We start from the raw sequence: 20,364 nt of genomic DNA, 5'->3' as shown, positions 1-20,364 counted from the left end.
AGGTCCGTTCAGATCTGAACCTGACCGCCGTCGACGAACAGCTCGACGCCGTTGACGAAGCTTGCGTCGTCGGAGGCGAGGAACAGCACGGCCTTGGCGATCTCCTCGGGCTGGCCGACGCGGCCGGCCGGGATGAGTCCCGCCAGATATGACTTGGTGCCTTCGGCCTGCTCACCGCCGCCGAACAGATGGTTCAACGCGGGCGTCTCAGTCACGCCGGGGCTGACCGCGTTGACGCGGATGCGCCGGTCCTTCAGATCGAGGATCCAGTTGCGCGCGAAGTTGCGGACGGCGGCCTTGGTCGCCGAATAGACGCTGAAGGCCGGTGTCCCCGACACGCTCGTGGTCGATGCGTTCAGGACGATCGAAGCGCCGTCGCGGAGCAAGGGCAGCGCCTTTTGCACGGTGAAGAGGACGCCCTTCACGTTGGTGTCGAACGTGCGTCGATAGTGCTCCTCCGTGATCGCGCCGAGCGGTGCGAACTCGCCGCCGCCGGCATTGGCGAAGATCACGTCGATCTGCTGATGCTTTTTCTGAACAGCGTCGTAGAGCCGGTCGATGTCGGCAAGGACGGCCATGTCGCCCTGCACGCCGGTCACGCGGCCGCCGATCGACTTCACCGCCGCGTCCAGAGTGTCCTGGCGGCGACCGGTGATGAACACCGAGGCGCCCTCGGCCGCAAAAGCCTTTGCGGTGGCGAGGCCGATGCCGCTGGTGCCGCCGGTCACCACCACGACCTTGTTGTTGAACCTGTTCGTCATCGTCCGTCTCCTTTGGAAGCTCCCGGCAAAAGCGCCGTCGCTTTTCGTATATGCTTTCGGAACGATGGTGCCGGTAGAACGCAAATCTGGTACTTAGCGTTCTATGGGAGGAACGATGAAAGCTGATTTGAACGACTTTGCCTATTTTGCCGAGGTGGTCGGGCACGGTGGATTTGCCGCGGCAGGAAGGGCGCTGCGCGAGCCCAAATCAAAGCTGAGCCGGCGGATTGCCGGGCTGGAGGAACGCCTGGGATTGCGCCTGATCGAACGCTCAAGTCGACGCTTTCGCGTCACCGAGGTGGGCCAGGCCTTCTACGAGCGTTGTCGGGCCATCATGGCGGAGGCCGAGCAGGCCGAGGCGCTGGTCATGCAAGCGCAGGCCGAGCCGCACGGTCGCATTCGTTTCAGCTGTCCGACCGGCATGGTCGGGGAGATGTCCGGACTCGTGACGAGCTTCCTGACGCGGTATCCCAAGGTACGCCTGCAACTCGTCGCCATCGACCGGCCCGTGGACCTGATCGAGGAGCGGATCGACGTGGCCCTGCGGGTCCGTTCTGTGCTCGTCGGCGACGCGGCACTCACGATGCGGACGCTGGGCACTTCGATGCGGATCCTCGTCGCAAGCCCGCAATTGGCAAGCCGGCTGCGAACTCTCGACGATCTTGCTGCGCTTCCGACGCTCGCGACGTCCGATGACGACGCGATGGTCGAATGGCATTTGGAAACGAATGACGGGCAAGCTCGTATCCACAGGCACGAGCCGCGGATGGGATGCGGTGACTTCAGCGCCGTGCGTGATGCGGCGGTCGCCGGTCTCGGTATCGCACTGCTGCCGGATCACCTCTGCCGGGAGGCGCTCGATCAGGGCAAGCTCGTCCATGTGCTGTCAGACTGGCGCGGTCACCAGGGCATCGTGCATCTCGTGTTCACGACACGACGAGGTCTGCCGAGGGCCGTGCGCGCTCTAATCGATCATCTTGCGGCGGGTTTCTCCAAGACGTTGGCGTAGTGCGGTCTTGTCATCCTGCGGAAACGAATTTGTATCAGCCGTGCCCGAGCTGCACCTCGCGCTCCACCGCGATCCAGGTCGTGCGAGCCACGGCCAGCAGCCTCCCGGCTTCATCATGGAGCGCGGCATCGGCCGTGCGCTTGCGGCCGTCGCGGCCGGTGGGCCAGGCCGTGATGATGCAGGGCTCATCGGGGCGGGGCCGGGCTTCGATGCGGGCTGACATCCGTCCGAGCAGGAGCGGGGTCTTCTCGAAGCTCGAGCTCTGCTGATCGTAATTGCAGGCAAAGCCGGTGGGGCAGTCGAGCGCGGACCAGAGGAATTCGGGTGCGATGAGGCCATCCTCGGCGGCGAGATTCGGATCGGGCGCCCAGCTCGCGGCGAGAACGGGAGTCTGTCCACGACGGTTGAGCGGGCCGGCGAAGATGCGCAGGCCGTCGCCTTCTTTCCTTGCGGGCCCGCAGACGAAACAGTGTGGCAGCGGATGCTCGTCTGGCCTGAACAGCGCCAGCAATTCGGCCGCGCGCGCTTCCGGCAAGGTCGCTGTCTCGACCTGCGCAAGCTCGAAGCTCACGGCGCGGCCGGTGGCGACGGTCTTGCCGGCGTCGCGAAGCTCCCATGTGCCGTCGTCCCGCGCGATTGCATCGAGCGGCTTGTCGAGGGGAGGCGGTGCGCGCAGCGTCACTTCCGCAGCCGAGGGGATGTGACGGGCGAGCCGGCCGCAGACATAGCCGCCATTGCCGGAGTTCGGCGGGCCGCAATAGCGCTTGTCGATGATGATCTCCGTCATGGCGCGCACTCTACCTGATCCTGAGCACAATTCGCCCCTGAACCGTGCGGCCAGCCACGGCGCGCATGGCGTTGCCGGCTTCCTCCAAAGGGAGGATGCGGTCGATATGGGGGCGGATTTGCCCGCCGGCCAGCAATTGCATCAGCGTGTCGTTCATCCGCGCGGCTTCATCGGGAAATTTCTCCGCCCAGGCACCGGCAAAGACACCGACGATGGAATAGTTCTTCAGCAGCGGCAGGTTCATCGGGAGGGATGGAATCTCGCCGCCGGTGAAGCCGATCGGCAGCAGCCGTCCGCCCCATCTCATCAGTCTCGCCATCTGCTCGAAGATCGCGCCACCGACATTGTCGAAGCCGATATCGATGCCTTCTCCTGATGTGATCGACTTGATCCGCTCCCGCAGATCTCCGCTGCGATAGTTGATGACCTCGCTGGCGCCGTAATCGCGCACCAGGGCCGCCTTGTCGTCGGAGCCGACACCGGCGACGACACGCAGGCCGAGGTGACGGCCAAGATCGACCGCGGCAAGCCCGACCCCGCCGGCAGCGCCGGTGACGAGCAGCGTCTCATCCCGCGCCGCGCGTGCCCGCTCGACCAGCGCATAATGGGCCGTGCCGTAATTGTGCAGCACCGTGGCCGCCGCTTCGAACGCAACTCCGTCAGGCAGGCGGACGCACTTGGATTCCTTCGCGATCATCCGTTCGGCGTAGCCGCCGGTCCAGCTGCTGCAGGCCACACGATCGCCGGGCGCGAATTTCGTCACCTTGTCGCCCGTTGCGACGACGGTTCCGGAGGCTTCCGTGCCGGGTACGAAAGGCGTCGGCGGCCGCAACTGGTAGAGACCGGAAACCAGCAGCTGGTCCATGAAGCTTACCGACGCTGCATGAACGTCGATGAGAATCTCGTCAGCGGCGGGCCGGGGCTCGGCAATCTCGCCGAGACGCAAATCGCCGGGGCCGGTGAATGCGTGGCACAGAATGGCTTTCATCGCGGCGCTCCGACAGGCCGACGATCTTCGTTGCGGCGGCGTGCGAGGAGGCCCGGCACCAGCATCGGAACGCGCCGGCGATACTCCTGATACGTTGCGCCGAACACGGCGATCAGGTCCCGCTCTTCGAACTGCAACGCGACCAGGATGTAGGCCGTGTTGGCGAGCGCGAAAAGCAGGTGACCTTCCGTCATCGCGGGCGTGGCCCAGAACGCGAGCAGAAAACCGAGCATGATCGGATGCCGCACGATCTTGTAGAGCAGGGGCGTCCGGAACGACTGGTCGGTCATCTCGGCCCCGCGCCACGCGAGAACAGCCTGGCGCAAGCCGAACAGATCGAAATGATCGATCATGTGGGTCGAGGCGAACGCGATCAGCCAGCCGAGCCAATGCACGGAGGTCAGCACCCAGGCCGCAACTCCGCTCGCCTGCCAGACCGGTGCAGGGATCGGCCGCCACTGCCAGAACAGCAGGAGGAGGATCAGGCTGGAGAGCAACACATAGGTGCTGCGCTGGCAGGCCGCGGGAATGAATTCGCCCAGCCATCGCTTGAAGGCCGGGCGCGCCATCACGGTGTGCTGGACGGCGAACAGGCTCATCAGCAGCAGGTTGACGGCGATGGCTTCCACCACATTCGAAGCGGGGCCGACGTCGATGGACTTCGGCACGACATAATTGCCGACGAAACCAAGCGCGTAGAGAAATGAAACCGTGAAGATGGCATAGCTCACGATTGCGTAGAGCAGGATTGCGAGGCGTGCGAACATGGGTTTTCCTCTTGTGCCGATGGCGACGGTGCCGCATGCAGAGCCGGGGCGCCCGCCGGCGGGCAGGCTCGACCTGGCCCGACCGTACCCACCGGACCGTCCCCTGCGCGTCCCCCGGGAGACGCGGGCCGGAAAAAGAGGATTTCGATGACGGCTTTCTCGCTGAGGACGTTCGGGTTCCCCGAGGTCCACGCCGATGGCCGCCCGATCAAGCTGGCCTTGCGCAAGGGGCTTGCGCTGCTGGTCTATCTCGGGGAGGCCAAGGGCGTCGTGGCGCGCGAAATCATGGCCACGCTGCTTTGGCCGGAGACGCCCCGTGAAACGGGCCTTGCGCGCTTGCGGCGGCTGCTTCACCGCGTCGAGCTCACGCTCGGCCAGTCGGTGTTCGAGACGGACCGCACCAGTCTGCGATGGTCACCGGACGTCGAGCTGAAGCTCGACTCGCATCTGTTCGAGGAGGCCTGCGATCGCGGCGCGTTCGAACAGGCCTGTCTGATCTACCGGGGCGACTTCCTGGCGGGCTTCGCTCCGGAGGACTGTCCAGAATTCGACGATTGGGCGTTCTTCCGCCGGGAGGCGCTGCGAGGCCGGCTGATGCACGCGCTGGAGCGCCTTGTGCAGGACAAGAATGCCGCCGGCGAGCATTTTGCCGCCACAGTGCATGCGCATCGTCTGGTCGAGCTCGATCCGCTCAGCGAAGTGTATGGCCGGCATCTGATCCGCAGCCTGCTGCTGGCCGGCGACCGCAGCACGGCGGAGCGTCAACACGCGGCCCTGACACAGCGGCTGCGGGACGAGCTTGGCGTTGCGCCGGAAGCCGAGACCGAGGCGCTGATGACCCCCGCTTCGGCGCCGCATGCCGTCCCCATGACGCGCTACGTGAAGGGCGACGGTGTGCATCTGGCCTACCAGACCTATGGCAGCGGCCCCCTCGATATGCTGGTGATGCCCGGCTTCGTGTCGCATGTGGAGCGCGCCTGGGAGCATCCGGCGAGCCGGACCTTTCTGTCGTCGTTGATGAAGCTCGGGCGTCTCATCGTGTTCGATCGTCGCGGCATCGGGTTGTCGGACCGGGTTGGATCTGCGCCCGGCATCGACGTCACCGCCGCGGATATCGGCACCGTGCTGCGCGCGCTGGACGCGCGCCGCGTCGTGCTGTTCGGGGCTTCCGAGTGCGGGCCGGCCTGCATCAAATTTGCGGTCGACGAACCGCGCCGCGTGGCCGGGCTCATCCTGTTCGGTGCGCTGGCCAAGGGCTGCTGGTCGCAGGACTATCCTTATGCGTTGCGCGCCAGCCAGTATGACGCCTGGAGCAAGCAACTCGTGGCGCAATGGGGCGGTCCCGTCGGAATCGAGACTTTTGCGCCGAGCCTCGCCAATGATCCGCAGGCGCGCGCGTGGTGGGCCGGACTCTTGCGTGCCGCGTCGAGTCCCGGCGGCATCTCGGCCGTGCTCGAGGCCTTTCGTGACGCCGACGTGCGGCATCTCCTGCCTGAGATCTCCGTGCCGACACTGGTGCTGCACCGGCGCGGCGACCAGGCCGTGCGGATCGCGGCCGGCCGCGACATCGCGAGCCGGATCAAGGGTGCAGAGTTCGTCGAGCTCGACGGCAATGATCACTGGTTCTTCGCGGGGGACCAGCGGCCGGTGCTGGAGGCGATCGACGGACTCATGAAACGGATCTCGTAGAGTGGGCAAAGCGGAGCGTGCCCGCGCATTCTCGCGATGTAGAGGCAGATCGTGGGCACGGCGCTCTGCGCCATTGCCCACCCGACGAGATCACGGCAAAGTCACACCGCTTCTAACTGCTCCGTCGCTCGCTTCTTCTTCGCCTTGGACTGGCCGAGCAGGGGGCCGGCCGTCAGTGCCGCCGTATCTGCCACGCCCGGGTCGCGCGAGATCATCGCGGCGACGATCGCGCCATCGATCAACAGCCCGAGCTGATGTGCCAGCACGGCGGGCTCGGCTGATCCGAGCTCGCTCGCGAGCTTCTCGATGTGACCGAGCACGATCTTCTTGTGCTTCATCGCGATGTTGCGGAACTGCTTGGCGTCCTTGTCATGCTCGCCGACCGCGTTGATGAAGGGGCAGCCGTAGAAGCGTTCTTCCGCGAACCAGCTCTTCAGCGCCGGGAAGATGCGCGTCAGCTTGGCCTGCGCGTCGCCGCCGCCGTCTTCCATGGCGGCGATGAACCATTCGCGCCATTGCTTGCCTTCGCTCTCAAGCACTGCGTTGACGAGATTGGTCTTGGAGCCGAATAGTTTGTAGAGCGTCGTCTTCGCCGTGCCGGCTTCCTCGATGATCGCATCGATGCCGGTGGCGTTGATGCCGTTCTTGCAGAACAGATGCGACGCGGCGCTGAGCAGGCGCCCGCGCGCGGATTCGTCGTCGCCGGCGGCGGCGTGGGGCGAGGTCTTCTTCGATGACGTCTTTGCCATGAGTCCAAACTTACCTGCAGCGACGCCGCATCAGCAAGCCGCATCTGTTCCGCGCCGAAAAGATTCGCATGGCAGGGCCCATCTGCATCGCCTTTGAGCAAGGGTGCGCTGATCAATCCGCAGGCAGGGTTCGCTAACCGGCTCCAATGCTTCGCCTTTTGTTTTTGGCCGTCTCTGGCACGCTCCATGCAAGGAAACAGACCGTTCGGTATCCTGCCGCGTTCTGCGGCTGCCAGGGAGAAGATGATGACTGCCGTCGTTCAAAAGACAGTGCTGACGGGGTGCCTTGCACCCATCGACAAGAATGGCCTCGAGCAACTGATCGCGAGCGGCAAGGCCAATCCGAAGGTCATCAAGACCTTGAAATGCAAGACGGTCGCGGAAGGAAAATTCCGCCACGCCAACTACATCCGCAACCTGCCGCCCTACATCGTCGACGAGCCGCCGGGCCTTCTGGGCGACGACACCGCGCCGAATCCGTCGGAGGCCTCGCTCGCCGCGCTCGGCTCCTGCCTTGCCGTCGGCCTGCACGCCAACGCCGTGCATCGCGGCTGGATCGTCAACAAGCTCGAGCTCGAGCTCGAAGGCGACCTCAACATCACCGCGGTCTGGGGAACCGGCGATATGTCGGACAAGCCGGTCGGCTTCACCGACGTGCGCGTCAAGGTCGACATGGAATGCGAGGGCATCGCGCAGGACGAGATCAACGCGCTGGTCGCCCATGTGAAGAAATGGTCGCCGGTGGCGAACACCTTCACGCGCCCGGTCAATCTCGAGGTCGGCATCTAGCAGACAGCAATCAGGACAAGGTGCGGGAGACGATCATGGGTTCACTGGCTTTATCGCGGGCCGAAGTTTTGGATCAGCCCGCACCGTCCATTGCAGGCGAGGTGGCGCGGATCGCGCGCGAAGATCTCGCGCCGCTTGCCGCCGGGATCGACGACGGCTCGGTCTATCCGGCCGAGGTGCTGCGCAAGTTCGGCGCGGTCGGGGCGTGGGGCAGCCACGTCCCTCAGGAGGGCCCCGCCGATCTGCGCTGCGCGATCCAGGCGATGGCTGCTATCGGCGAGGTCTGCGGGGCGACTGCCTTCATGGCCTGGTGCCAGAACACGCTGGTCTGGTACGCCGCCAACTCGACCAATCTGAAGCTCGCAAAGCGCTTCGGCGATGACTTCTCGACCGGCCGCGTGCTCGGCGGCACCGGGCTTTCCAACCCGATGAAGAGCTTCTTCGGCATCGAGAAACTGAAGCTGAAGGGGCGCAAGGTCGAGGGCGGCTATCTCGTGCGGGGTGCGCTGCCCTGGGTCTCCAATCTCGGCCCCGGTCATTATTTCGGCACGATCTTCGAGCGCGAGGACGAGCCGGGGCAAGTGATGTTCCTGGCCGATTGCTCCGACCCCGCGATCACGCTGACGCCGTGCAAGCCGTTCATGGCGATGGACGGCACCGGCACCTATGGTGTGCAGTTTCGCGACGCCTTCGTGCCGGATGAGCTGATCCTCGCCGATTCCGCCGGCCCCTTCGTCAAGAAGATTCGCGCCGGGTTCATCCTGCTGCAGGCCGGCATGGCGCTCGGCCTCATCCGCGATTGCATCAACATCATGGGCGAGGTCGATGGTTCGCTCGGTCACATCAACCGCTACCTGCCGCAGCAGCCGGTGCATTTCCGCGATCTCGCCGCCGAGCTCGAAGCCGAGACCATGGCGCTGGCGCGCGATCCCTACAACGAAGAGGAGACTTACTGGCGCAAGGTGATCGCGCTCAGGCTTCGCGCCGGCGAAGCCAGCGTCGCGGCGGCGCATGCGGCGATGCTGCATTGTGGCGCGCGCGGCTACCTCAAAAGCCACCGCGCGCAGCGACGCCTGCGCGAGGCCTATTTCGTCGCGATCGTCACGCCGGCCACCAAGCAGCTGCGCAAGATGCTCGCCGATTGCTGAGCTTCACGAGTCCACCCCAGAAGACCACTTAACCTCAACGGAGAGGCTGCCAATGACGGACGTTCTGATTTCTGCCAGCGAACTTGCCGATCTCTTGAAGACAGAGCCCTGTGTCGTGATCGACACCCGCAATCCCGACGCCTACGCCGCCGGGCACCTGCCCAATGCCGTGAACGTGCACGAGATCTTCACGTTCCTTGCGACCTCGACACCGGAGGGTATCAGCGAGCTCAAGACGAAATTCGCCGACGCCTTTGGTGCTGCCGGTCTCTCCGGCAAGGAGACGGCCGTGATCTACGAGCAGTCGATGAATTCCGGCTTCGGCCAATCCTGCCGCGGCTACTACCTGCTCACCATGCTCGGCTATCCCAAGGTCAAGGTGCTGCATGGCGGCTTCGATGCGTGGGCCGCCGCGGGTCTGCCGGTGACGAAGGACGTGCCGACACCGGCGAAGGCCTCGTTCGCGATCGTGCCCGAAGCGGGCGAGATCCTGATCGACGCGAAGACGATGCTCGCCGCGGTCGGTAAGCCCGGCATCGCCATTCTCGACGTGCGCGATGTCGACGAGTGGATCGGCGACAGCTCGTCGCCCTACGGCAAGGATTTCTGCCCGCGTAAGGGGCGCATTCCCGGTGCGGTATGGCTGGAGTGGTACCGCATGATGAAGCCGACAGCGGAAGGCCCGCGCTTCAAGTCCAAGGATGAAATCCTGGCGGAATGCGCCACCGTCGGCATCACCCCGAGTACGCCGGTCTATCTCTACTGCTTCAAGGGGGCGCGCGCCTCGAACACCTTCCTCGCGCTGAAGAACGCCGGCGTAAAGGACGTGCGGATGTATTTCGGATCCTGGAACGAATGGTCGCGCGATCCGTCGCTGCCGATCGAGCAGGGGCTGCCGATTGCATCGGAGGTGACGACCAAGGCAGCGTGACTGCTGCAATCACATGGCCCGCGGACGAGGCGCGATTCCCAGCGCCTTGATCCGCGAGGCCAGCGTGGTCGGCTTGATGTCGAGCATCTCGGCCGCGCCGCCGGGGCCGAACACCTTTCCGGCACAAGCCTCGAGCGCGGCCTGGATATTGGCGCGCTCGTGGTCGCGCATCTCGGATGAGGTCATCACCGCAGGGCGCGCGTCGGTCTTCGCGCGCGTGGCGCCGCTCGGTGCTTGCACGCCGGATGTGTCCGGCAGGTCGATGCGCAGGCGGCCGTTCTGCGACAGGATCGCCGCGCGCTCGATCACGTTCTGCAATTCGCGGACATTACCGGGCCAGTCGTAGCGTGTCAGCCGCCGCGCATCGCCCTCCGACAACCGCAAGCTCGATTTCAGCGCCTTGCCCTCCCGCGTCAGGAAATGCTGGGCGAGCAGGGGAATGTCCTCGCGCCGTTCGCGCAAGGGGACGGTCTCGATCGGGAACACGTTGAGGCGGAAATAGAGGTCTTCGCGAAAGCGCCCACGCTGCACCTCCTGCTTGAGGTCGCGATTGGTCGCGGCGATGACGCGGACGTCGACCGCCCGGGTGCGCTCCTGGCCGACGCGTTCGAAATGGCCCTCCTGCAGCACGCGCAGCAGCTTGCCCTGCAGTTCGAGCGGGATCTCGCCGACCTCGTCCAGGAACAGCGTGCCGCCGTCGGCGAGCTCGAAGCGGCCGATGCGGTCGCGCGTTGCGCCGGTGAAGGCGCCGCGGACATGGCCGAAGAACTCGCTCTCGAACAGTTCGCGCGGGATGGCGGCGCAGTTGACGCGGATCAGCGGCCGGTCGCTGCGGGTGGAATCCTCGTGGATGGCGCGCGCGATCAGCTCCTTGCCGGTGCCGGACTCGCCGGTGATCATCACCGCCGCGGTGGTCGGTGCCACCAGCTTGACCTGGCGCAGCGTCTTCTGGATCGCCTCGCTTTGACCGATGATGCCGCGCGGGTTGGTCTCGATGCGGATTTCCTCCTGGAGATAGGCGTTCTCCAATTCGAGCCGCTCGCGCAGGCGGTCCACCTCGGCAAGCGCCGCATGCAGCTTCTCGTCGGCTTCGCGCCGCTGGCTGACGTCGCGAAACACGACGACCGCGCCGACCACGACGCCGCGGTCGCGAATGGGCGTCGAGGTGTATTCGACCCAGGCCGGTGAGCCGTCCTTGCGCCAGAACACTTCACCGTCGACCTGGTGCACCGCGCCGTCGCGGAACGCCGCGTAGATCGGGCAATCATGGTTGTGATAGTGCCGGCCATCGTGATGCGTGTGGTGCATGATGGGGTGGATTTCCTTGCCGACCAGCTCTTCTGCGGTCCAGCCCAACATGCGTTCGGCCGCGGGGTTCACGAACGTCGTCTTGCCCTCCGCATTCACGCCATAGATGCCTTCGCCGGCGGCGCGCAGGATCAACTGGTTCTCGCGTTCGATGTCCTGGAATACGCGTTCGACCCGCTGCCAGGTCGCAATGCCGCTGCGCATGTGGTCTTCGGCGGCGGCATCGACATTGCGGCGGCGACGCGCTTCGAGGTCGGTGAGGGTGATCTGCACGAGCGTGCGTTCGTCCTGGGGCAGGACGCAGCCCGCGTATTCCAGGCTGAGGTGTTGTCCTGTGGCATGGCGGGGCTTCAGCGCCGTGGTCCACCAGGCGCCCTTGTGCAGCACGGCTTGGGTGAAGACGGTAAGGGCCGGGAGCTCGCCGGCGTGCAGGGTGCTCGCCCTGGTTTGCCGCAGCAGCGCCCGGTCGTAGCCGAGCAGGGCGCAGGCGGCCGGATTGGCATCGACGATCTGGTCGCCATAGGGATCGACCAGAAGGATTGCCTCGACCGAGGATTCGAACGCGGTGATGCGCGGGTCGATGGCGGGGGCCACATCGTCGTGGACGGGCATTGGCGTCGTTGCCATTGCGAAATCTCGTAATTGAGCTACGAAATCTCGTTTATCACGAGTTTTCGTAGCAGCCAAGCGCGGGTGAAAGTGCTGCGTCATCAAGGCACTGGCCGGCCATAGGGGCATGGCATGCTCCTTGCGTAATTCCTTCTCGCAATGACGCGCAGGAGGTCCGATGTCCACGTTCGACAATCCGTTTGATCCCGATCGCAACCTTCGAGCCGGCTGCGTCTGCGGTGAGCATCAATCCGCAGCGGAGCATGAGCAGGCCACGGCGCTGCGCTGCGATCCCGTCGAGAGCGAGGAGAAGCGTTACGAGGGTGTCGTCGCCTCGGCAGTGATGCGCGCGATGTTTCCGCAGGACGTGGCGCGGCGCGCCTTCCTGAAGTCGGTCGGTGCGTCCACCGCGCTGGCCGCACTGTCGCAGTTCTTCCCGCTCAAGACGGCGACCGAAGTGTTCGCGCAAGGAGGCGCGCCCGAGAAGAAGGACCTCAAGGTCGGCTTCATCCCGATCACCTGCGCAACGCCCATCATCATGGCCGCGCCGATGGGCTTCTATGCCAAGCACGGCCTCAACGTCGAGGTGGTCAAGACCGCCGGCTGGGCCGTGATCCGCGACAAGACCATCAACAAGGAATACGACGCCGCGCACATGCTGGCGCCGATGCCGATCGCGATCTCGCTTGGCCTCGGTGCCAACGCCATTCCCTTCGCTGTCCCTGCGATCGAGAACATCAACGGGCAAGGCATCGTGCTGGCGGCCAAGCACAAGGACAAGCGCGATCCCAAGGACTGGAAGGGAATGAAGTTCGCCATCCCCTTCGACTATTCCATGCACAATTACCTGCTGCGCTATTATCTGGCCGAGCACGGTCTCGACCCCGATACCGACGTGCAGCTGCGCTCGGTGCCGCCGCCGGAAATGGTCGCCAATTTGCGCGCCGACAACATCGACGGCTTCCTCGCTCCCGACAACATCTGCCAGCGCGCGATCTATGACGGCGTCGGCTTCATGCATCTGTTGTCCAAGGAGATCTGGGACGGCCATCCCTGCTGCAGTTTTGCTGCCAGCAAGGAATTCATTACGACCGCGCCGAACAGCTTTGCGGCGCTGACCCGCGCCATCGTCGACGCCACCGCCTACGCCTCGAAGGCGGAGAACCGCAAGCAGATCGCGGAGGCGATCGCGCCGGCGAACTACATCAACGCGCCGGTCACGGTGCTGGAGCAGGTCCTGACCGGCACCTATGCCGACGGCCTCGGCGGGGTGAAGACCGACGCCAAGCGCGTCGATTTCGATCCGTTCCCCTGGCAGTCCTTTGCGGTGTGGATGCTGACGCAGATGAAGCGCTGGGGGCAGATCAAGGGCGACGTCGACTACAAGGCGGTCGCCGAGCAGGTGTATCTGGCGACCGACACCAAGAAGCTGATGACCGAGATGGGCCTGTCGCCGCCGGCGACCGCCTACAAATCATTTGCGGTGATGGGCAAGACCTTCGATCCGGCCAAGCCGGAGGATTACGTTGCGAGCTTCAAGATCAGGAAGGCGTCGTGATGGTGAGCCGCGCTCTCTTCGCCTCTCCCCGCGTGCGGGGAGAGGCCGACGCGCGTAGCGCGGCGGGTGAGGGGGGCTCTCCGCGAGTCCGTCTGTCACCTCCCTTGCGGAGGGCCCCCCTCACCCCAACCCTCTCCCCTCACGCGGGGAGAGGGAGATGACCACCACCTCCCTCCGTCTCCGTGCCGGCCTCGTCTCCATCGTGCTGCTCGCCGCGTTCCTCGGCATCTGGCATCTCGCCACGCGCTCCACGGCGTCGGTGGCGACGATGAGCCCGGAATACGCCAAGCTGATGGGCCTGACCGCCACGCAGGGCAAATCCGCCATGCCCGGTCCGCTCGATGTCGGCGCAAAGCTCTGGGAGCATTTGAAGCGACCGTTCTACGACAACGGGCCGAACGACAAGGGGCTCGGGATCCAGCTCGCTTATTCCATTGCGCGTGTGGGCACCGGCTATCTGCTGGCGGTGCTGGTCGCGATCCCGCTGGGCTTCCTGATCGGCATGTCGCCGCTGCTGAGTAAGGCGCTGGATCCCTTCATCCAGGTGCTGAAGCCGATCTCACCGCTGGCCTGGATGCCGCTCGCGCTCTACACCATCAAGGATTCCTCGATCTCGGCGATCTTCGTCATCTTCATCTGCTCGATCTGGCCGATGCTGCTCAACACCGTGTTCGGCGTCGCCAGCGTCCGCAAGGAATGGATCAACGTCGCGCGCACGCTGGAGGTCGGCACCGTCAGGCGCGCCTTCACGGTGATCCTGCCCGCGGCGGCGCCGACGATCCTGACCGGCATGCGCATCTCGATCGGCATCGCCTGGCTGGTGATCGTCGCGGCCGAGATGCTCGTCGGCGGCACCGGCATCGGCTATTTCGTCTGGAACGAGTGGAATAACCTCTCGATCACCAATGTCATCATCGCGATCCTCTTGATCGGGGTCGTCGGCATGCTGCTTGACCAGATCCTCGCGCGCTTCACGCGCATGGTCACGTTTCCGGAGTAGGGGCGGTGTCCGACAAATTCATCTCCATCGAAGGCATCGCGAAGCGCTATCTTGGCGCTGGGGGAGCCACCACGACCGTCTTCGAGAATCTCTGGCTGTCGATGGCGCGCGGCGAGTTTGCTTGCGTGATCGGGCATTCCGGTTGCGGCAAGACCACCGTGCTCAACATCCTCGCCGGCCTCGATGCGCCGAACGAGGGCGCCGTCATCGTCGACGGGCAGGCGATTTCCGGCACCAGCCTCGACCGTGCCGTCATCTTCCAGAGCCACGCGCTACTGCCCTGGCGCACCGTGCTCGGCAACGTCGCCTATGCCGTCAGCTCGAAATGGCGGAGCTGGGACCGGGCCAAGGTCAAGGCGCACGCGCAGAAATTCATCGAGCTCGTTGGTCTTGCCGGCTCCGAACACAAGCGACCGTCGGAGCTATCGGGCGGCATGAAGCAGCGTGTCGGCATCGCGCGCGCTCTCTCGATTACGCCGAAGATGATGCTGATGGACGAGCCGTTCTCGGCGCTGGACGCATTGACGCGCGGCACGCTGCAGGACGAGGTCCGGCGCATCTGCCTGGAGACCGGGCAGACCGCGTTCATGATCACCCATGACGTCGACGAGGCGATCTATCTCGCCGACAAGATCTTCCTGATGACCAACGGGCCCGGCGCGGTGCTGGCCGAGGTCGTCGAGAATCCGCTGCCGCGGGATCGTGGCCGCACCGATCTGCACCGCCATCCGCTGTACTACGCGCTGCGCAACCACATCATCGATTTTCTGGTGACGCGCAGCAAGACCTTCGCCGCCGAGACGCCGGATCACGACCCGCGCAACGTGCCGGTGGTGCGCATCGGCAAGCCTGGCCTCTCGATCGCAGCAAGCGGTGAAGAGCAACGACAGACCTGGACATCCGGGACCAATCCCGGATTGACCGCCTAACGAGGAGACCCTGACATGAAACGCGAAGACCTCACCGAAAAGCTGCTCGACATCAAGCGCGAGAAGGGCTGGAGCTGGAAGCACATCTGCGAGAAGATCGGGGGCTATTCCGAGGTGCTCATCGTCGGCGCCATTCTCGGCCAGATGAAATTGACGAAGCCGCAGGCTGCCAATGCCGGCGAGTTGTTCGGCCTGTCGAAGGCCGAAGTCGCAATGCTGAACGAGGTGCCGATGCGCGGCACCGGCACGCCGATGCCGCCGACCGATCCGCTGATCTATCGTTTCTACGAGATGGTGATGGTGAACGGCCCGGCGTGGAAGGCGCTGATCGAGGAGGAATTCGGCGACGGCATCATGTCGGCGATCGACTTCGACATGGCCATGGAGCGCGTCGCCAATCCGAAGGGCGACCGCGTCAAGATCACCATGAGCGGCAAGTTCCTGCCGTACAAATATTACGGCGCCAGCGGCAACGTGCCGGAATACGGCTTCAAGGAGGAGTGACCGCGGCGAAGGCGCTGCGCAGCGCGCCGACGTCTGCCATCTCGCGAATGTAGGTGAAGGACCCCTTGTCCTTCATCTCGCGCGCGCAGCTCAGGAACGCGGCGAGCGCGTAACGCGACATCGCGCCACCGACGCTGATGCGCTTGACGCCGGCCGCGGACAATTGTCCGACTGTCAGCGTCGGGTCGGCAAAGCCCATCACGTGGTTGAATGGCTTACTCAGCGAGGAGACGACGGTCCGGATCGTGGCGAGATCGTATAGCCCCGGCGAATACAGCACGTCGGCTCCCGCGGCCTCGAAGGCCTGCAGGCGGCGAACCGTGTCGTCGATGTCCTTGCGGCCGTGCAGGAAGTTCTCGGCCCGTGCAGTCAGCGTGAACGGAATTGGCAGCGCGCGCGCCACTTCCACGGCGGCCTGGACGCGCTCGACGGCGTGGGAAAAGTCGTAGATGGGGCGATCGCGGTCGCCGCTGAAATCCTCGATCGAGCCGCCGACGGCGCCGGCCTCGGCGGCACGCCGAATTGCTTCGGCAGCACGCTTCGGCTCGTCTGCGCCGCAATTCTCGAGATCGACGCTGACCGGCAGTTCGGTGGCATCGACGATCGCGCGCGCGTTGGCGAGGATGACATCGAGGCTGACGCCGCTACCGCCGACCGTGTTGGCGACCCCGAGGCTCGTGGTTGCCAGGGCTTCGTAGCCCATCGCCGCGAGCAGCTTGGCCGTGCCTGCATCCCATGGATTGGGAATGATGAAGGCGCCCCGCCGCTCGTGCAGCGCGCGAAACGCCGTCGCCTTGTCCAACTGGCTCGTCATGGCTCGTTTCCGTGTTGTCGGTCCAGGCAGCCTTAGGCGCGTTTTCTCCATCCGCCAAATTTGTTATCTTTGCAGCTATCATCAGCTTTTTGCATGAGGTTGGGATGGACAGTGACGCCCTCAACACCTTTCTGACCATTCATCGCAGGGGCGGGATTTCGAATGCCGCGAAGTTCCTGCACCGTTCGCAGCCGGCGATTTCGCGCCGTATCGCGTTGCTGGAGCAGGAGCTCGGCGTGCCCTTGTTCGAACGGGTGGCAGGCCGCACCCGGCTCAGCGATGCCGGGCGCGTGCTGATCCCCTATGCCGAGCGCGCGGTCGCCGCGGCGCAGGATGCCGAACAGGCGATACGTGCATTGACCAAGCAGAATGCGGGGCCGGTTTCGCTGGCCGTGACCGGCACGCTCGCCGATGGTCGCCTCTCGACCATCATGAAGCGGTTCGCCAGGGAAAATCCGGGGGGCACGTTGACCTTGCGGACGGCGACCAGCACGGAGGTCAGCGATCTCATCCGGCGCGGAGAGGCCACGATCGGCCTGCGCTACAATGCCGATCGTTCCGGCGATCTCGCCTGCGAGCTGGTGCTGACCGAGGCGCTGCAGGTCGCTTGTGCGCCCGACCATCCGCTGGCCGGCAAGCGCGTGAAGCGCCTCGCGGAGCTTCGCGGTGAACGCTGGATCGCATTCCCGGAAACGCGCGGGCGTCGCGAGATCGCTGCGGCTCACGTATTCGCGCTGTTTCTCACGCAGGGGCTTGGCGAAGTGGAGTGGACGGCCGTGGACAGCCTCACCGCGCAGAAGCGGCTCGTGGAGGCGGGCTTCGGTCTCGCGCTGCTGGCGCGAAGCCACATGGCGGAAGAGCTGCGTGCGGCCTCGCTCGCGACGATCGCCGTGGGCGACCTTGCAGCGGAGCAGGACATCGTCCTCGTCACGCGTCGCGGCGGCTTTCTGAGCACTGCGGCTGAAAGCCTGCTCGAGACCATCCGACGCAACTATGCCGGGCTGGACGCCTCGATTACACGGGACATCGGAAAACGATCGCCGGCGCGCAAGGGTATTGCGCGCCGGCGCCTCGTCTAAGTCACTTATTTCCCGGCCTTCACCTCGGCGGCCGCGACTGCGAGCAGCTCGCTCATCTTGGCGCGAATCGTCTGCTCGGTGACGGCGACGTTCTTGGCGGCGAAATCGGCCGTCAACTTGCGCACGACGTCGGCATCGCCGGCCTCCTCGAAATCAGCCGCGACGACCTCCTTGGCATAGGCGGTGGCGGCGTCGCCCGAGATGCCGAGCTTCTCGGCCGCCCACAGCCCAAGCAGCCGGTTGCGGCGGGCCTCCGCCTTGAATTTCTGCTCCTCGTCGAGGGCAAACTTCTTCTCAAAGCCTTCCTCGCGCTTGTTGATCTCGCTCATACCTTGTTCCAAATCCCCTGCTGAATGGAGCGGGAGCCTTCCGTTGCGGCGACCCGGCTGCATGCCTACATAGATAGCACGAATCGGCAAAACAACGGGCCGTTAAGCCGCAGGCAAGATGGTATAAGTTGGCGCCGGACGGCCGGATCGATTGTGCTCGGACAGCCAATCGGATAGGTTGCCTAAAGGCTTGGTTCCCGTTCTGTTTCCTCAGGTTTCCTTAGGGCATAGATGGGGTTCCCAGCCGTTCACGGCAGCTCCGCTGTGGGTCGTAATCCTAGTCAACCGGAGCACACCAAATTCATGGATTTCAACAGAACACGGTACATCCCCATGAGCCGTCGGCGTCGCATTTATGAAGGCAAGGCAAAGGTTCTCTATGAAGGCCCGGAGCCCGGTACCCTGATCCAGCACTTCAAGGACGACGCCACCGCGTTCAACGCGAAAAAGCATCAGGTGATCGAGGGCAAGGGTGTCCTCAACAACCGGATCTCGGAGTACCTGTTTCAGCACCTCAACGACATCGGGGTGCCGACCCATTTCATCCGCCGTCTCAACATGCGCGAGCAGTTGATTCGCGAGGTCGAGATCGTGCCGCTGGAAGTGGTGGTGCGGAATGTCGCCGCCGGCTCGCTGTCGCAGCGCCTCGGCATCGAGGAGGGCACCCAGCTGCCCCGTTCGATCATCGAATTCTACTACAAGAACGACCAGCTCAACGACCCCATGGTGTCGGAAGAGCACATCACGGCCTTCGGCTGGGCGACGCCGCAGGAGATCGACGACATCATGGCGCTCGCCATCCGTGTCAACGACTTCCTCACCGGCCTCTTCCTCGGCATCGGCATCCGCCTCGTCGACTTCAAGATGGAGTGCGGGCGTCTGTTCGAGAACGAGATGATGCGCATCATCGTCGCCGACGAGATCTCGCCGGACAGCTGCCGTCTGTGGGACATCAAGTCGAACGAGAAGCTCGACAAGGACCGCTTCCGCAGGGACCTCGGCGGCCTGCTCGAGGCCTATACCGAAGTTGCAAAGCGCCTCGGCATCCTCATGGAGAACGAGCGTCCGCAGGGCTCCGGCCCGGTGCTGGTGAAGAGCTAAAGGGGTTTTCGACGTGAAGGCACGTGTCACCGTTACCTTGAAGACGGGCATTCTCGATCCGCAAGGCAAGGCCATCGAAGGCGCGCTGAAGTCGCTCGGCGTCGACGGCGTCGCCAGCGTCCGGCAGGGCAAGGTGTTCGACATCGAGCTCGCCGCTGCCGACAAGGCCAAGGCCGAGGCCGCGCTGAAGGAAGCCGCCGACAAGCTGCTGGCGAACACCGTGATCGAGAACTATCGGGTGGAGCTGCTCGGGTGATGCGCGATGAGATTTGGATGAATCATCATCGCGCTTTAGGTTGTTGTTTGCGCATGATCTTTTCGGAAAACCGCTTCGCACTTTTCCGGATCATGCTTTAGGCCAGCTCTTGTAGCCCGGATGGAGCGAAGCGAAATCCGGGTTTGCATCTGCGGTGACACTGTCCCGGATTGCGCTGCGCTCCATCCGGGCTACGGAGCAATTCCGTCACAGCCAGCCCGCCCTGCGAAACCGCCAGTACAGCGCGCCGCAGGCCGTCAGCATCACGCCGAGCAGCAGATAATAGCCGTATTGCCACTCCAGCTCCGGCATGTGCTTGAAGTTCATGCCGTAGATGCCGGCGAGGGCGGTCGGGATCGCGATGATCGCAAGCCAGGAGGCGAGCTTCTTCGACACCGCCGTCTCCTGGGCCTGGCCGACCAGAAGGCTGGCTTCGAAGGCGAAGGCCAGCACCTCGCGCATGGAATCGATGCGCTCCTGGATGTTGCGGACGTGGTCGGTGACGTCGCGGAACAGCGGCTGCATGGCCTGCCGCACCATCGACAGCTCGTCATGCTCCAGCCGCCGGCAGACCTCCACCAACGGTCCGATCGCGTTGCGCAGCCGCAACAGGTCGCGGCGCAGCATGTAGAGCCGCTCGATCTGCGCCTTGCTGATCGGCTTGGAGAGGACGTCGTCCTCGATGCCCTCGACCTCGTCGTGGATGCTCTCGAGCACGGGCGAGTAATTGTCGACGATGAAATCGAGGATGGCGTAGAGGATGTAGTCCTCGCCGCGGGCGAGCGCCCGCGGGCAGCTCTCGCAACGTTCGCGCACAGGCTTGTAGGACGTCGAAGCGCCGTGGCGCACGGAGACGAGATAACCTTCGCCGACGAAGATGTGCGTCTCGCCGAAGGCGATGCGGCCCTCGATCAATTGCGCGGTGCGCGCGACGATGAACAGGGCCTCGCCATATTGCTCGATCTTGGGCCGCTGATGGGCGTGGTTGGCGTCCTCGATGGCGAGCTCGTGCAGGTCGAACTGCTTCTGCACCGCTTCGAGCAGCGCCATGTCGGGCTCATGCAGTCCGATCCAGACCACGTGGCCGGGCTTGGCCCGCCAGCTCGAGGCTTCGCTGATGGCGATATTGGCGACGCGCCTTCCATCGACATAGGCGCCGGCGGCGACGATGCCCTCGGTGGATACCGGCTGGGAGGGTGATGCGGGTAGCGACGGGACGTTCATGGCTTCAATCCCGGGCAAAATGGCCAGGCAGAAGT

At 64.6% G+C, this 20,364-nt stretch carries 21 protein-coding genes; 12 read left to right on the top strand and 9 right to left on the bottom strand.

What is annotated here, in order from left to right; all coding sequences use genetic code 11:
- Positions 1–8: 8 nt before the first annotated feature.
- Positions 9–761: an SDR family NAD(P)-dependent oxidoreductase gene (locus UNPF46_RS19540; RefSeq protein WP_142251076.1), complete on the bottom strand. Its 753-nt coding sequence runs from the start codon at positions 759–761 to the stop codon at positions 9–11.
- Between the two features lie 115 nt (positions 762–876).
- Between UNPF46_RS19540 and UNPF46_RS19535 the strand changes: the two genes are divergently transcribed.
- Positions 877–1,770, top strand: a complete 894-nt coding sequence (locus tag UNPF46_RS19535) for a LysR family transcriptional regulator (RefSeq protein ID WP_142251075.1) — start codon at positions 877–879, stop codon at positions 1,768–1,770.
- A gap of 34 nt (positions 1,771–1,804) precedes the next feature.
- Here the strand turns inward: UNPF46_RS19535 and UNPF46_RS19530 are convergent, their stop codons facing one another.
- The 3 genes from UNPF46_RS19530 to mddA are packed head-to-tail and all read right to left on the bottom strand — an operon-like array spanning position 1,805 to position 4,312.
- On the bottom strand, positions 1,805–2,557 hold the full coding sequence (locus UNPF46_RS19530) for a PaaI family thioesterase (RefSeq protein ID WP_142251074.1): 753 nt from the start codon (positions 2,555–2,557) through the stop codon (positions 1,805–1,807).
- Between the two features lie 10 nt (positions 2,558–2,567).
- Complete coding sequence (locus UNPF46_RS19525; protein WP_142251073.1) at positions 2,568–3,545, bottom strand: NADPH:quinone oxidoreductase family protein; 978 nt, start codon at positions 3,543–3,545, stop codon at positions 2,568–2,570.
- Positions 3,542–4,312 (bottom strand): methanethiol S-methyltransferase, encoded by a 771-nt coding sequence (mddA, locus tag UNPF46_RS19520; protein ID WP_142251072.1) that lies wholly within the window; start codon positions 4,310–4,312, stop codon positions 3,542–3,544. The genes UNPF46_RS19525 and mddA overlap by 4 nt, the downstream gene beginning before the upstream one ends.
- 147 nt (positions 4,313–4,459) lie before the next feature.
- Here mddA and UNPF46_RS19515 point away from each other — a divergent pair, with 147 nt between their 5' ends.
- Positions 4,460–6,001 carry a bifunctional AfsR/SARP family transcriptional regulator/alpha/beta hydrolase gene (locus tag UNPF46_RS19515; protein WP_142251071.1) on the top strand — a complete coding sequence of 514 codons (1,542 nt, stop codon included), beginning with the start codon at positions 4,460–4,462 and terminating at the stop codon, positions 5,999–6,001.
- A 101-nt stretch (positions 6,002–6,102) separates the two neighbouring features.
- Here the strand turns inward: UNPF46_RS19515 and UNPF46_RS19510 are convergent, their stop codons facing one another.
- On the bottom strand, positions 6,103–6,750 hold the full coding sequence (locus UNPF46_RS19510; RefSeq protein WP_142251070.1) for a TetR/AcrR family transcriptional regulator: 648 nt from the start codon (positions 6,748–6,750) through the stop codon (positions 6,103–6,105).
- Positions 6,751–6,996: 246 nt separating this feature from the next.
- Here UNPF46_RS19510 and UNPF46_RS19505 point away from each other — a divergent pair, with 246 nt between their 5' ends.
- The 3 genes from UNPF46_RS19505 to UNPF46_RS19495 are packed head-to-tail and all read left to right on the top strand — an operon-like array spanning position 6,997 to position 9,618.
- Positions 6,997–7,539 carry an OsmC family protein gene (locus tag UNPF46_RS19505; RefSeq protein WP_142251069.1) on the top strand — a complete coding sequence of 181 codons (543 nt, stop codon included), beginning with the start codon at positions 6,997–6,999 and terminating at the stop codon, positions 7,537–7,539.
- 35 nt (positions 7,540–7,574) lie between these two features.
- Positions 7,575–8,687 (top strand): acyl-CoA dehydrogenase family protein, encoded by a 1,113-nt coding sequence (locus tag UNPF46_RS19500; RefSeq protein ID WP_181770014.1) that lies wholly within the window; start codon positions 7,575–7,577, stop codon positions 8,685–8,687.
- A gap of 52 nt (positions 8,688–8,739) precedes the next feature.
- A complete protein-coding gene (locus tag UNPF46_RS19495) occupies positions 8,740–9,618 on the top strand; it encodes a sulfurtransferase (RefSeq protein WP_100176655.1) in 879 nt (292 codons plus the stop codon).
- A 9-nt stretch (positions 9,619–9,627) separates the two neighbouring features.
- On the opposite strand, the gene UNPF46_RS19490 is transcribed toward UNPF46_RS19495, so the two are convergent.
- Positions 9,628–11,553: a sigma 54-interacting transcriptional regulator gene (locus UNPF46_RS19490; RefSeq protein ID WP_142251067.1), complete on the bottom strand. Its 1,926-nt coding sequence runs from the start codon at positions 11,551–11,553 to the stop codon at positions 9,628–9,630.
- A gap of 160 nt (positions 11,554–11,713) precedes the next feature.
- Here UNPF46_RS19490 and UNPF46_RS19485 point away from each other — a divergent pair, with 160 nt between their 5' ends.
- The 4 genes from UNPF46_RS19485 (at position 11,714) to cynS (ending at position 15,526) form a co-directional block, all read left to right on the top strand.
- Positions 11,714–13,093, top strand: coding sequence for a CmpA/NrtA family ABC transporter substrate-binding protein (locus tag UNPF46_RS19485; protein WP_142251066.1), 1,380 nt, complete (start codon positions 11,714–11,716; stop codon positions 13,091–13,093).
- A 157-nt stretch (positions 13,094–13,250) separates the two neighbouring features.
- On the top strand, positions 13,251–14,093 hold the full coding sequence (gene ntrB, locus UNPF46_RS19480) for a nitrate ABC transporter permease (protein WP_142251095.1): 843 nt from the start codon (positions 13,251–13,253) through the stop codon (positions 14,091–14,093).
- 5 nt (positions 14,094–14,098) lie between these two features.
- Positions 14,099–15,022, top strand: a complete 924-nt coding sequence (locus UNPF46_RS19475; protein WP_142251065.1) for an ABC transporter ATP-binding protein — start codon at positions 14,099–14,101, stop codon at positions 15,020–15,022.
- A 15-nt stretch (positions 15,023–15,037) separates the two neighbouring features.
- Entirely contained in the window at positions 15,038–15,526 is a 489-nt protein-coding gene (gene cynS / locus UNPF46_RS19470; protein WP_142251064.1) for a cyanase, read from the top strand.
- On the opposite strand, the gene UNPF46_RS19465 is transcribed toward cynS, so the two are convergent.
- On the bottom strand, positions 15,513–16,340 hold the full coding sequence (locus UNPF46_RS19465) for an isocitrate lyase/PEP mutase family protein (RefSeq protein WP_142251063.1): 828 nt from the start codon (positions 16,338–16,340) through the stop codon (positions 15,513–15,515). The genes cynS and UNPF46_RS19465 overlap by 14 nt on opposite strands.
- A gap of 11 nt (positions 16,341–16,351) precedes the next feature.
- Here UNPF46_RS19465 and UNPF46_RS19460 point away from each other — a divergent pair, with 11 nt between their 5' ends.
- Positions 16,352–17,419, top strand: a complete 1,068-nt coding sequence (locus tag UNPF46_RS19460; protein WP_246668694.1) for a LysR family transcriptional regulator — start codon at positions 16,352–16,354, stop codon at positions 17,417–17,419.
- Positions 17,420–17,424: 5 nt separating this feature from the next.
- Here the strand turns inward: UNPF46_RS19460 and UNPF46_RS19455 are convergent, their stop codons facing one another.
- Positions 17,425–17,748: a DUF1476 domain-containing protein gene (locus tag UNPF46_RS19455; RefSeq protein WP_100176663.1), complete on the bottom strand. Its 324-nt coding sequence runs from the start codon at positions 17,746–17,748 to the stop codon at positions 17,425–17,427.
- Between the two features lie 333 nt (positions 17,749–18,081).
- Here UNPF46_RS19455 and purC point away from each other — a divergent pair, with 333 nt between their 5' ends.
- Positions 18,082–18,849 (top strand): phosphoribosylaminoimidazolesuccinocarboxamide synthase, encoded by a 768-nt coding sequence (gene purC, locus UNPF46_RS19450; RefSeq protein ID WP_173015815.1) that lies wholly within the window; start codon positions 18,082–18,084, stop codon positions 18,847–18,849.
- A 13-nt stretch (positions 18,850–18,862) separates the two neighbouring features.
- Entirely contained in the window at positions 18,863–19,105 is a 243-nt protein-coding gene (gene purS, locus UNPF46_RS19445; protein ID WP_100176665.1) for a phosphoribosylformylglycinamidine synthase subunit PurS, read from the top strand.
- 207 nt (positions 19,106–19,312) lie between these two features.
- On the opposite strand, the gene corA is transcribed toward purS, so the two are convergent.
- A complete protein-coding gene (corA, locus tag UNPF46_RS19440) occupies positions 19,313–20,329 on the bottom strand; it encodes a magnesium/cobalt transporter CorA (protein ID WP_142251062.1) in 1,017 nt (338 codons plus the stop codon).
- Positions 20,330–20,364 lie beyond the last annotated feature (35 nt).

Source organism: Bradyrhizobium sp. UNPF46, from assembly GCF_006658625.1.
Classification (GTDB): domain Bacteria; phylum Pseudomonadota; class Alphaproteobacteria; order Rhizobiales; family Xanthobacteraceae; genus Bradyrhizobium; species Bradyrhizobium nitroreducens.
This window is presented reverse-complemented; position numbering and strand designations above follow the sequence as displayed.

Bases quoted from the DNA above. Each gene is read 5' to 3' on its own strand.
- UNPF46_RS19455 (WP_100176663.1), bottom strand. From the start codon at position 17,748: ATGAGCGAGATCAACAAGCGCGAGGAAGGCTTTGAGAAGAAGTTTGCC.
- UNPF46_RS19510 (WP_142251070.1), bottom strand. From the start codon at position 6,750: ATGGCAAAGACGTCATCGAAGAAGACCTCGCCCCACGCCGCCGCCGGC.
- UNPF46_RS19485 (WP_142251066.1), top strand. From the start codon at position 11,714: ATGTCCACGTTCGACAATCCGTTTGATCCCGATCGCAACCTTCGAGCC.
- UNPF46_RS19525 (WP_142251073.1), bottom strand. From the start codon at position 3,545: ATGAAAGCCATTCTGTGCCACGCATTCACCGGCCCCGGCGATTTGCGT.
- UNPF46_RS19465 (WP_142251063.1), bottom strand. From the start codon at position 16,340: ATGACGAGCCAGTTGGACAAGGCGACGGCGTTTCGCGCGCTGCACGAG.
- UNPF46_RS19530 (WP_142251074.1), bottom strand. From the start codon at position 2,557: ATGACGGAGATCATCATCGACAAGCGCTATTGCGGCCCGCCGAACTCC.
- ntrB (WP_142251095.1), top strand. From the start codon at position 13,251: ATGACCACCACCTCCCTCCGTCTCCGTGCCGGCCTCGTCTCCATCGTG.
- UNPF46_RS19490 (WP_142251067.1), bottom strand. From the start codon at position 11,553: ATGGCAACGACGCCAATGCCCGTCCACGACGATGTGGCCCCCGCCATC.
- UNPF46_RS19500 (WP_181770014.1), top strand. From the start codon at position 7,575: ATGGGTTCACTGGCTTTATCGCGGGCCGAAGTTTTGGATCAGCCCGCA.
- mddA (WP_142251072.1), bottom strand. From the start codon at position 4,312: ATGTTCGCACGCCTCGCAATCCTGCTCTACGCAATCGTGAGCTATGCC.
- UNPF46_RS19535 (WP_142251075.1), top strand. From the start codon at position 877: ATGAAAGCTGATTTGAACGACTTTGCCTATTTTGCCGAGGTGGTCGGG.
- corA (WP_142251062.1), bottom strand. From the start codon at position 20,329: ATGAACGTCCCGTCGCTACCCGCATCACCCTCCCAGCCGGTATCCACC.
- UNPF46_RS19540 (WP_142251076.1), bottom strand. From the start codon at position 761: ATGACGAACAGGTTCAACAACAAGGTCGTGGTGGTGACCGGCGGCACC.
- UNPF46_RS19515 (WP_142251071.1), top strand. From the start codon at position 4,460: ATGACGGCTTTCTCGCTGAGGACGTTCGGGTTCCCCGAGGTCCACGCC.
- UNPF46_RS19495 (WP_100176655.1), top strand. From the start codon at position 8,740: ATGACGGACGTTCTGATTTCTGCCAGCGAACTTGCCGATCTCTTGAAG.
- purC (WP_173015815.1), top strand. From the start codon at position 18,082: ATGAGCCGTCGGCGTCGCATTTATGAAGGCAAGGCAAAGGTTCTCTAT.
- UNPF46_RS19505 (WP_142251069.1), top strand. From the start codon at position 6,997: ATGACTGCCGTCGTTCAAAAGACAGTGCTGACGGGGTGCCTTGCACCC.
- cynS (WP_142251064.1), top strand. From the start codon at position 15,038: ATGAAACGCGAAGACCTCACCGAAAAGCTGCTCGACATCAAGCGCGAG.